This is a genomic window from Lewinella sp., from assembly GCF_050633125.1.
Lineage (GTDB): Bacteria > Bacteroidota > Bacteroidia > Chitinophagales > Saprospiraceae > Lewinella.
The window spans coordinates 1-9,536 of the sequence record NZ_JBOEFX010000182.1; the positions used below are offsets into that span (position 1 = coordinate 1).

The 9,536-nt window shown below is 34.1% G+C and carries 10 protein-coding genes; 2 read left to right on the forward strand and 8 right to left on the reverse strand.

The features are described 5' to 3' along the window. Positions 1 to 48 precede the first annotated feature (48 nt). The 6 genes from ACRBG0_RS27350 to ACRBG0_RS27375 form a co-directional block, all read right to left on the reverse strand. Positions 49 to 1,137, reverse strand: a complete 1,089-nt coding sequence (locus ACRBG0_RS27350; protein ID WP_431490008.1) for a hypothetical protein — start codon at positions 1,135 to 1,137, stop codon at positions 49 to 51. Between the two features lie 5 nt (positions 1,138 to 1,142). After that, positions 1,143 to 1,526: a hypothetical protein gene (locus ACRBG0_RS27355; RefSeq protein WP_431490009.1), complete on the reverse strand. Its 384-nt coding sequence runs from the start codon at positions 1,524 to 1,526 to the stop codon at positions 1,143 to 1,145. A gap of 226 nt (positions 1,527 to 1,752) precedes the next feature. Beyond that, on the reverse strand, positions 1,753 to 2,715 hold the full coding sequence (locus ACRBG0_RS27360) for a DUF1152 domain-containing protein (RefSeq protein ID WP_431490010.1): 963 nt from the start codon (positions 2,713 to 2,715) through the stop codon (positions 1,753 to 1,755). A gap of 166 nt (positions 2,716 to 2,881) precedes the next feature. Then, positions 2,882 to 3,676, reverse strand: a complete 795-nt coding sequence (locus tag ACRBG0_RS27365) for a hypothetical protein (protein WP_431490011.1) — start codon at positions 3,674 to 3,676, stop codon at positions 2,882 to 2,884. Further along, a complete protein-coding gene (locus ACRBG0_RS27370) occupies positions 3,669 to 4,028 on the reverse strand; it encodes a hypothetical protein (RefSeq protein WP_431490012.1) in 360 nt (119 codons plus the stop codon). The genes ACRBG0_RS27365 and ACRBG0_RS27370 overlap by 8 nt, the downstream gene beginning before the upstream one ends. Positions 4,029 to 4,300: 272 nt before the next feature. Then, positions 4,301 to 4,894, reverse strand: a complete 594-nt coding sequence (locus ACRBG0_RS27375) for a phosphopantetheine-binding protein (RefSeq protein WP_431490013.1) — start codon at positions 4,892 to 4,894, stop codon at positions 4,301 to 4,303. A gap of 486 nt (positions 4,895 to 5,380) precedes the next feature. On the opposite strand from ACRBG0_RS27375, the gene ACRBG0_RS27380 reads away from it, so the two are divergent. After that, on the forward strand, positions 5,381 to 5,791 hold the full coding sequence (locus ACRBG0_RS27380) for a hypothetical protein (protein ID WP_431490014.1): 411 nt from the start codon (positions 5,381 to 5,383) through the stop codon (positions 5,789 to 5,791). Next, positions 5,788 to 6,855: a hypothetical protein gene (locus ACRBG0_RS27385; RefSeq protein ID WP_431490015.1), complete on the forward strand. Its 1,068-nt coding sequence runs from the start codon at positions 5,788 to 5,790 to the stop codon at positions 6,853 to 6,855. The genes ACRBG0_RS27380 and ACRBG0_RS27385 overlap by 4 nt, the downstream gene beginning before the upstream one ends. A gap of 409 nt (positions 6,856 to 7,264) precedes the next feature. Here the strand turns inward: ACRBG0_RS27385 and ACRBG0_RS27390 are convergent, their stop codons facing one another. Both ACRBG0_RS27390 and ACRBG0_RS27395 read right to left on the reverse strand, forming a co-directional pair. Then, on the reverse strand, positions 7,265 to 7,927 hold the full coding sequence (locus ACRBG0_RS27390; protein WP_431490016.1) for a hypothetical protein: 663 nt from the start codon (positions 7,925 to 7,927) through the stop codon (positions 7,265 to 7,267). A gap of 212 nt (positions 7,928 to 8,139) precedes the next feature. Next, positions 8,140 to 9,447 (reverse strand): hypothetical protein, encoded by a 1,308-nt coding sequence (locus ACRBG0_RS27395; protein WP_431490017.1) that lies wholly within the window; start codon positions 9,445 to 9,447, stop codon positions 8,140 to 8,142. Positions 9,448 to 9,536: the final 89 nt, after the last annotated feature.

Genomic DNA, 9,536 nt, shown 5'->3' on the forward strand with positions numbered 1-9,536 from the left:
GCCGACGATAGGAGGCTTGTCGATGGTAGCAAAGTTCTGCGAACTTCATTAGTTTTTCAAAATTTTGTACGATTCCAACATTTTTATTAGATACATTTTAGAGTTGTTATAATTGGACACCTCTTTCAGCATCCAATCACCCGGATTAATAGAATGAAAAGAATTATAGAAAGGCCTGAAGTCTACCAAATCAGCCTCAAGAGCTTTTATTGCTGCATTGTACCCCAAGTCTACATCTTCATTAAGTGATTCTATATCAGAGTCAATATCACATAAATATGATATGATATTTTTGATACTGCTATATATAATATTCGTTCTTATTTCAGGATGTGGGTGTGAGGTTCCTCTCTTTTCAAAAGCATATTCCTGAAAGTCTTCAAAAAAATGAAAAAATATAATTAATCCATATACAAAATGAGATAAGTAATCGCTATAACTAAAACTTCCTTTTAACATGTCAATCAACAATGGATTTCCCTGATAATTTTCGGACATACATAACCATACTGAATTTTCATCAGCGTGGTGTTCGAGTAACCGAATATTACCAATTTTGTCTTTTAGTGGATGAAACCCAAAAGAATTGACTTCCGATCTATTCGCCATCCATTCTATATGACCTTGATAAATATGGCTCATTTCATGATATAATACAAATTCTAACACTGATAAGAAAGTTAAGTCTATTCTTTCGCGTTCTTTATTGGTTGAATGCTGGTTCTTTTCAAAAGAAAACCTACTAATGTCTTCGACAAGTATATCATTTCCAATAGCTGATCTTTTTCTATCAATTTTTAATTTGTTCTGTCGCTTAACACCTATAGCCGCAGTTTCTATTAGAGTAAATAATCTTAATATTAATCCTCTTGAAATAATTATATAGTACATATCCTTAATCCCTTTACTCTTGATCGTTAGAGCTTCACTGTATTCGAACCTGGTAATCTTAAAATCAATAACAACCTTCTTCTTACAGGAATTTGTATATCTCGTATCTACCCCGGACAATTGATCAAGTATCTTTGTCATGAAAACATGCTCATTAGGTTTGAGCTGATCTACCTTAATAGAATATCTCTTTTCATTAAACTTAATGGTTTCTTTATAATCAATTGTATCTTTCAAATCTACCATAGTTATTAAGAGATTTCACGATTAATATTTCTCAGCCTATGAGTATAAATTCTACTTCCAATGGTCAAACTTAGACCTTCATTATTTTCTAATTCTTCGTTTAATTCTTGTAAAAGGTCATAAGAGTTAAGAATTGCTAATACCAGCTTATTTAATTCTGTATTCTTTTTGTCCCAATCAATTACTCCAAGTAAATAATCTTTTTTGATTCGATTTAAATTATTTGAGAATAAATATAGCTGATTTTGCAACTCTTTAGAAGTAGACGATCCGGATTGCTCTATTACCTTACCCACAATTACAATCAACACCTTGAGAGCATCAAATAATTCGTCCTTTAGCAAATGGGCTTTTGACTTTGTTATATACTCTTGTATACTAAATGACATAGGGTAATGAATTTATTTTTCATTTAAACGTGTATATTTTCAATATGATGTATCTTCTATTTCGCAGAACTCGGGCTTGTGCGATGTACACGCCCCTCTTCACCAACAACCGCCAAGTACACCGCAGATCAAGTACAGCACCAACTATATGATCGAGTGGAATACAACTCCGGGCGGGTATAGTCGCACAAGCTAAGTTGTGTGCTTTCATAATATTTTACTACTCCTAAATCGGAATATTCTTCTTCTCTCGAGTTTTTTTGATATTCTGACGATAGGAGCTTAGCCCCATATTGAACTCTCCAATCGTCTTGCTAGCCTTAATCTCATCGTAATACTTGATTTTTCGAATCACTTTATGAAGGTCAAAAGCCCAGTACATAGACATCAATGGATTAATCCATAATTCGCTTCCTTTCGTCCTCTTAGTACGGTGAAAATCTCCGTAATTGCCTTGAACAGCACTAACAATTGAATTAGCTACTATGCTTTCTCGACCTCTCATCACGATATTAGCATACTCTACTAATTCTTCTAATAATATAGCTTCTTCCATATCAGGTAGCAAGTGAAACACACCTAAGTATCCTCCTTCTCTTGTAAGCTCCGAAATATTTTCTAAAAATCGATAATGCGAAACTCCGTGATAATGGTCAACGCCAAATCCAATGCTTAACAGTATCTGATTTTTGACCCCAGTTCTATGGGCAGCTGCCATCGAACAAATATCTTCTTGTGGAGTTCCTAGTCCTTCTTCATCACCGAACATTAGACTATCAGTTCCTCCATCTACCAATATTACAGTATCAATGTCATGTTCTTTTATGATATAATTATAAGTATCTCGAGTAGGCTGAACACCAACTCTACTTAATCCATAAACTGTAATATAAGCCCCTTTCGATCCCAGAAATGAACATAAATATTTTTCAGGAAAATAATTTCTTCCTGACTTATCTGAATCTCCCATTCTGACTTTGTAGCAATTCGGAAAAACTTCTTCCGACGTGGTTTCCTCTAGCAATGTGAAAGAATAATTCGCAAGCACAACATTTTTTCCTGAGTTGATTAAGTTCTGATATATCGGAATTCCTGAATAGATATCAAAACCGCCTCCTGCACCAGCAAGTAGAACATTTTTGCTCTCTTTGATTCGGTCAAAAAATGGATTTTTGTCTAGGTGGGTCATTAATAATAAACTGTGTTTGGTTAACAGCTACAAAACCAGCGGTTGAAAGATAAGGTTCCTTTTCTTAATTCTGTTTTATCTAGTTGCACACAACTCAAGCTACTGCGGCGTGCGACCGAAGGGAGCATGTACGTAGTAGCAAAGTTGGCTGCAGTATCTCATTAATTCAATAATGGCTATTATTTAAATATCGACTAATTAGTTCATTAATCTCATTATCTGGAATCTCACCTTCTTCTATTAATTCTCCTTGAACAAAACTTAACGAGTCTTTTATTACATCATTTGCTAGTTGTTGACATTTTTCACCTACATAAAGAGAGAATACTAAATTATCTCTCCCATCAAAGAAGAAATCGTATAAAAGTGTATTCGCCTTTAGAAACTTCTGAATCAATCTGTAGTTATCAACTTCTACCCTATTGGATTTGCTTACTTGAATAGTATCAGGAAAACTGATAAGTGATTCTGTCAAAATTCTATTCTCAATACCATCAAAATCATCTTCCTGTATACATAAACCGAATCGAAAATTATCATTAATTAAATTTTCTTCAATCAAATCAAATTCTAATTTATTAATTTGAAATGCACCAAAAAAGAAACTAGACGTATCACTAATTTTAGTCTCTGCTTCTATATATCTTTGTCTTAAAGCTTCATTTTTCTTCATTAAGTGATAAAACATTCCAATTTTACTTCTAGCCTTACTTATTTTGGAAACATGTTGTTCATAATAAAATAAGTATTTCTTGAGATGATCTTGTCTATCAAGTCCAAGTAGAAAATCCTTAAAAAAGCTCTTATAAACTTTGTCATTATCTTCTCCTTCAAAAAGAATTTTGTACCAGCTGATTTTTCTATTATTTAAAAAAGAATCACTGCCTGAACTATTGTATAAATAGTCAGTCAAAATTTTTCTACTTCTAAATATATCGCTTGAGTGAAATATTCTAGTCATCTTCGCTTGAGTCAAAATTGTAATGGTCTCTTAATTTCGCACCAGAAAATCCAGCATTAAAGTGTCTTCCCTGACTACCTTTTCTTTCTGCATATAAAGCCTTTTTGTCTTCTCGTAGATGGGTTTCACTTCTAACGAAAAGTCCGAAAAAGTTACTTAAGGCTCTAAATATATATAATCTGACGTTTCTGTCATCTAATGAAGCCTTTTCCCCATCTGGTGTTCTTGGTTTTACTACCTTATCAGGTTGTTCGGAATGAGGTATATCATAATCTTTCTTAAAAGCTGAGAATGCCTCTCTTCTAGTAGCAAAGTTCTTGGTGACCCCTGTTCTTGATTTTTTTCTTATCATCAACATTTTTTGACAAAAATAACCATCTTACGTCACCTTGTCAATAAGTGCAGGAAATTGGATAAAATAGCACTGATCGTTTAGCTCAGTCTGTGAAACATGAAAAACCAAAAATATCGTTTACACTTTCCTATCTAAATCCATACGTTATTTCGCTGGTTTTTCACTCATTGCAGCCAACTCCTAGGGTATGCGCCGTAGCCGGAGCTTTGCGGAGGCTATTGTCAGGTAGCCAAAGTTCTACGATGTATATTTCTTTAATTTTTTTCATTTCAATCTACCCCTAGATCATATGAAAATGAATGCCCAAGTTCTATCTCATTTACTGGCACTCCAATCCTATCACTTATTACACCAATTGCTATTCTTTCAACCTCATACCTACCTGTAATTTGATCAATTTCTATTAATTCATGAAAATTTAGCGAAATAATCCAATCAATTACCCTCTTGATTGTATTTGCTGAAACTGAATCATACCTTCTAATTACTGTGAGACCCAGAATTTTCACTTCTTGATCTTTCTCTGGATAAATGTCTAAAGTTGTCAATTTAGGTAATTCTAGCCTCAATTCATCTTCAATAAATTTCCATTGGCTTTCTAAATTATTATGGTCAACAAGATTGATTAAAGTAGTAGAAGGAGTAATTACATCCCTTAAATTGCCTAATTTGATTAATGCTAATCGAAACTTATAGAATATATGTTGCTGTAGACATTTAATCATTGGTTTTTGGCTTATTCTGCTAGAGCAAGCTTCTATCATATCATTTACTGTATGAATCCTTTCGGCTTCAATATCTGGAATTTCTATTCCAAAACATTCTTCAATTGCTACAAGTAATTCAACCGAATCTAGTCCCATACTTAGAAGGTTTAATAGCGGAATTTTTATTTAACTATTTTATCCAAATCTTTCTTTAAACGGGATAAAATCTGACTCCTCTTAAATTGAGTTCCTGTTACAAGCCTCCATTCATTCGTTAAGCTCTTACAAGCATAGATTTCGTCACCTATACTATAGCTTTTATACTCAAATCTTTGCTTACCTGACAGAAACACCTCCTTTACAGAATCGTCTCCTAAGTCAGAACAAATAAAGTACCTTAGTTCATCATCTAGTTCTGTGATCTGACACTTTCGTAGGATTCTTTCTTTCTCTGTCATTCATTTTTTTATTAATATCGTAGAACTCAGGCTACTGCGACGTGCGACCGAAGGGAGCATGGACGTAGTAGCAAAGTTCTGCGAATTTTCTATCACTTTTTTTCTTCAAAAACAATATATGTGTAGATTGAACCATTTAAGCCGAGTATACTAATTCCGATACATATTTTTCAAAAACATCCTTATGCCCTCAACAGATAGAGTAGAGATAATAAAAATTATTCTCGACAACTGTAAATCAAAGACGTGCAGAGTTATACTAGCACTAATATGCATATTTATTTTGTCTTTTCTCACATACAAAATATATAAATCTGGTCCAATTCAAAATTTTTTTGGAATAGAGTTTTTTCCTCCTTCTGAAGAAGATACAGGATCACAAACCAGTACATGCTTGATAAAAGAAGATATAAAAGAAACGATCAATCTTTTGAACATACAAGATGAAGAACTTGATTACGATATTAAATTGATAAAATCATCTTATCTTGAAACATTTATCGGATATTTGAACTCTGATAACATATGTGACAACCCAGGTCTCTCTAAAAGAGCTAGAGAGGAAATTGCTTTTATTAAATTTCACTTTGAATGAGATACATATTACTCGCTTTATTTTTCTTAACTCCACTTCTGATTCATTGCCAAATTGAGAATTTAATTATTGGCGAAAGTCCTTTAAACAGATTGTCTCGTAGAATTCTTGATCTAAAAAACAGGTCAACTGAACAAAGAGCAGAGATAGACATCAAGCAAAAGAAAATTGATGATTTACTAAGACAAAGAGAACAAAGTGACGCTGATATAGAAAGATTAGAAAAAGATATAGAAGGATATACTCGAGAGATTCTTTCACTGAACAGATCTCTTATAGACACAAAATTTCAGTATGATCAACTTATGTATGAGCTAAATCTATCCGAAGATAAAAATGATGCATTAAGTGAAACAATAATAGAGTTGGAGGAAAACCAAAAGCTCTTAGACAAACAATTAGCCTCTTCTAATCGGGATATTACTATCCTTTCTGAAAAACTAAAAACCTCAAGACTGTCTGCAGAGAAAGAAGCAGCTGAAAATGCTCAACTTATGGAATTAGTGAACGCTTTTTCTAACAAAGACCAGTCATACTGGCTGTTCCAAATCTCTGGCCTTAGCGACTTCGGGTTAGACTTTAGCATATCTAACAGTTTTGCTTTAAGCCCAAATAAATTAGCAGGTATACAAATAGGTTATTCAAGGCTAAGGGATAACAGATCCGATTCAGAAATTGAGAAAGAAATAGATACCATAAGTGTAGACTATCTTAATATATCATTTGATGCTAGAATAGCATTAGGAAAGAACTCTATGTTTAGATCAAAATATATGGTAACAGGCAATAAATTTGTTAATTACATTATACCTTATTCCTCATTTCAAGTTGGAATGTCTCTGCCGCTAAACAGAGGTCTCGCATTCCCAAGCACGTTAAAATATCGCCTAAGTCCAAAATTTAACCTGGGTATAGGCCTACTCATCCCTTCCAATTCTGGAAGTAGAATCTATGTAGAACTGGGGGGGCTTTTACAGATTTTCCGAGCAAAGAATATAAGAACAGAAGAAAGTTTTTCAGATTTTGAAGGTCTATTTCAGTATACAGCAGGATTTCATTTCTAAATATTTATTTGTAGAAGTTCATTTCGCAGAACTCCGGCTAGGGCGCAGTGCCGACGCAGGAGGCATTGTCGCACTAGCAAAGTTCGGTCCAGTAACTTTTCTTTACTATTTCTATTTCAATTACACTCGGCCACGGATAAGGCTTTGCGACTTACAATTTATGATCTTTTTACTCACCAAACCAAGCTAGAACGATTTAATGCTTCCGCAAACTGGTTCTGTTTCTACGCTACTAGTGGAAATTGGTGAGCAAGCCGTCCACAAAGTCAATGGTTCAAATGGATGCAAGGCCCAAAAGCAAGACCATTGGCTTTGTATTCGATAATTAAGCGAAGAATACCCAAGCTGTTCTGACCTTCTCTCTAATCGGTGATCATACTGGTAAATGTTGGAATTAAAACATCTCTCCTCACTCATCAAAAGTATTGATCCTACATCGAAAATGAAGATCAATAAAGAATCTCTTCCTGATCCATAAATCATCTGACTTTTCATAAAAAGCATTGGAGAAGCCTGACATTTTCCACTCTAAAATATCGCTTTTACCTTTTCTCCATTCATCAGATAGTACAAGACCACTTTTAGGTATAATTATTTCTAAATCACCTATCATAACTGTAGTATCTTCAAGTTGCATCATTTCTGAATTACCACCGTGGAGACCTACTATAGCTTGGTATTTATTACTGCTTAAATCTCCCATTGCTCCAACCCCAATCCCCCCTTGAAAACCTAAGCCAACTGCTAACGCTATAGAGTCTTTATAACGCATACAACTACACCAATATACTTCATCAAATAACTCTTGACTTAACTCTTTATCTTCTTCACCTGTGTACTCTAAAATCCTTACTATTCCTAAATTATTATCCATTATGGCGGTACTATCCTCTGCTAAAACGTCTTGCACTCGCTGATACTTCACCGAATACTGCTTACGAAAAAGGCGATCTAATTCTCCATCAAATTTTTCATATTTGAACATCTCCTGGCTAAATAATGCAAATGGAGTAGATAATATAAAAAGCAAGACTTTGAAAGTAACCTTCCTTACCTCCCAACTAGTTCTCATTTTTACTCATTAGTTTTTTTGATGAAGTTAATCGGCCAATAGGGCCGTATGTACGCCATGGCGAGTTGTGCGAGCACCGCTTTACTCAATTACTTGTTTTTTTCTAATAAGCTAGAATAGAATCTGCAATTGGACCGAACTCATGGCTACCCGCCGTGCGCAGCGAAGCGGAGCATGGACGGGTAGGTAAAGTTGGAGGTCGTTGTTAATTATTATTCTTCATTGAGTCCGATTACATAAAGTATCATCCCTTTAGGTGTTAATTGAATAAGTCTTCTTCTTTTATCCTCCTCAGTACGAATACTTTGAAGTAATTCTAAATTTTCTAATTCTGATACATAATTCCTCATGTCCTGTGTACTATTAAATCCTAGTGCCTTATGCTCACTATAAGAAAAACTTCTTTCAAGTTTACAAGCTGATAGAAAAAATCGTTTCCCTTTAGGAGATACTGAAACATCAAATGCTTTCCCTAACTCCTCACTGTACATTCTCAACCAATCACCTAATAGTTTTCTCTTTTCTATATTTGTTTCTGGGCGATACTCATTATCAGCACACCATAATGAAAATTCGCCTGCGTAATATAGAGCGTGGCGAATGTTCCCGCTCAATATAGAAAGTAAAATAACAAATCCATGTTGGTTTATTGGCAAGTAGGTTTGTCTACTTACATCAAGAGGACCTTGCTTTTCTATTTTGTAATAATTTATTCGAGACCTGAATATTTCTCGTGAAATTTCATCATTACGAAAGCCTTTAACCTCTATTGGGTTATGAAGAATACCCGTTAATCTTGGAGATGAAGTGCATCCAAGAATGATCCCAGATGCACCACACAATACCCACCTAAGACCTTTTTTAGTCAGCAACTCATCTCTTAAATATTCCAGTTGATGCTTTGCATTTTTAGAAGTTTGAACAAGTTCGACATTATCAATTATACAAACAATTCCACTCTTCTTTTTATATAATACATCTAACCAAGCATCAACAATTTTACGAAATCCACTGAGATTAAACGCATGGCTTCCATTTAATTCTATACTTTCTCCAAAACTGACAGAAGCTATACCTCCTTGCAAACTATGCAGCTGATATGTATTTAAAAAATTCTCTACAACACTAATATTTTCAAATAAAACTCCCAGTCGTTTAATGAGTGTATATTCCTTTAATATAAGTTGAGCAATAGAATAGTAAACCTTATCAATAAAATCATTCGTAGGTAAGTCCTGGGACAATTGAAATACTGTTGGATTCGGGATAAATAATTGGTTAATATTCTTATCTACGAATTCTTTATAGAGCTTATATATTGCGACATTAACAAGGCTAGTTTTTCCAACACCATTATACCCTTCAATTGTCACACACTTAGGTCTTAAAAATATTCTTCTGTGAATTTTTGACATTTCAATATCACGCCCAATGAGAAGCTTTTCTCCCTCTTCATTTGCTTCTAATGCCACAGTAGCAAATGGATTATCCTGAAAACCCCAGCTTTTATATAAATTCATTCAGTGTAAATTTTTATTTTAGATACTAAAGTATTAATATTTTCATATTAATTATCCTCAATGACCTCCAACGGCTGGTGCCGGCGCAG

Coding starts and splice junctions, on each gene's coding strand:
- ACRBG0_RS27355 (WP_431490009.1), bottom strand. CDS start 1,526: ATGTCATTTAGTATACAAGAGTATATAACAAAGTCAAAAGCCCATTTG.
- ACRBG0_RS27385 (WP_431490015.1), top strand. CDS start 5,788: ATGAGATACATATTACTCGCTTTATTTTTCTTAACTCCACTTCTGATT.
- ACRBG0_RS27370 (WP_431490012.1), bottom strand. CDS start 4,028: ATGATAAGAAAAAAATCAAGAACAGGGGTCACCAAGAACTTTGCTACT.
- ACRBG0_RS27390 (WP_431490016.1), bottom strand. CDS start 7,927: ATGAGAACTAGTTGGGAGGTAAGGAAGGTTACTTTCAAAGTCTTGCTT.
- ACRBG0_RS27360 (WP_431490010.1), bottom strand. CDS start 2,715: ATGACCCACCTAGACAAAAATCCATTTTTTGACCGAATCAAAGAGAGC.
- ACRBG0_RS27375 (WP_431490013.1), bottom strand. CDS start 4,894: ATGGGACTAGATTCGGTTGAATTACTTGTAGCAATTGAAGAATGTTTT.
- ACRBG0_RS27380 (WP_431490014.1), top strand. CDS start 5,381: ATGCCCTCAACAGATAGAGTAGAGATAATAAAAATTATTCTCGACAAC.
- ACRBG0_RS27395 (WP_431490017.1), bottom strand. CDS start 9,447: ATGAATTTATATAAAAGCTGGGGTTTTCAGGATAATCCATTTGCTACT.
- ACRBG0_RS27365 (WP_431490011.1), bottom strand. CDS start 3,676: ATGACTAGAATATTTCACTCAAGCGATATATTTAGAAGTAGAAAAATT.
- ACRBG0_RS27350 (WP_431490008.1), bottom strand. CDS start 1,137: ATGGTAGATTTGAAAGATACAATTGATTATAAAGAAACCATTAAGTTT.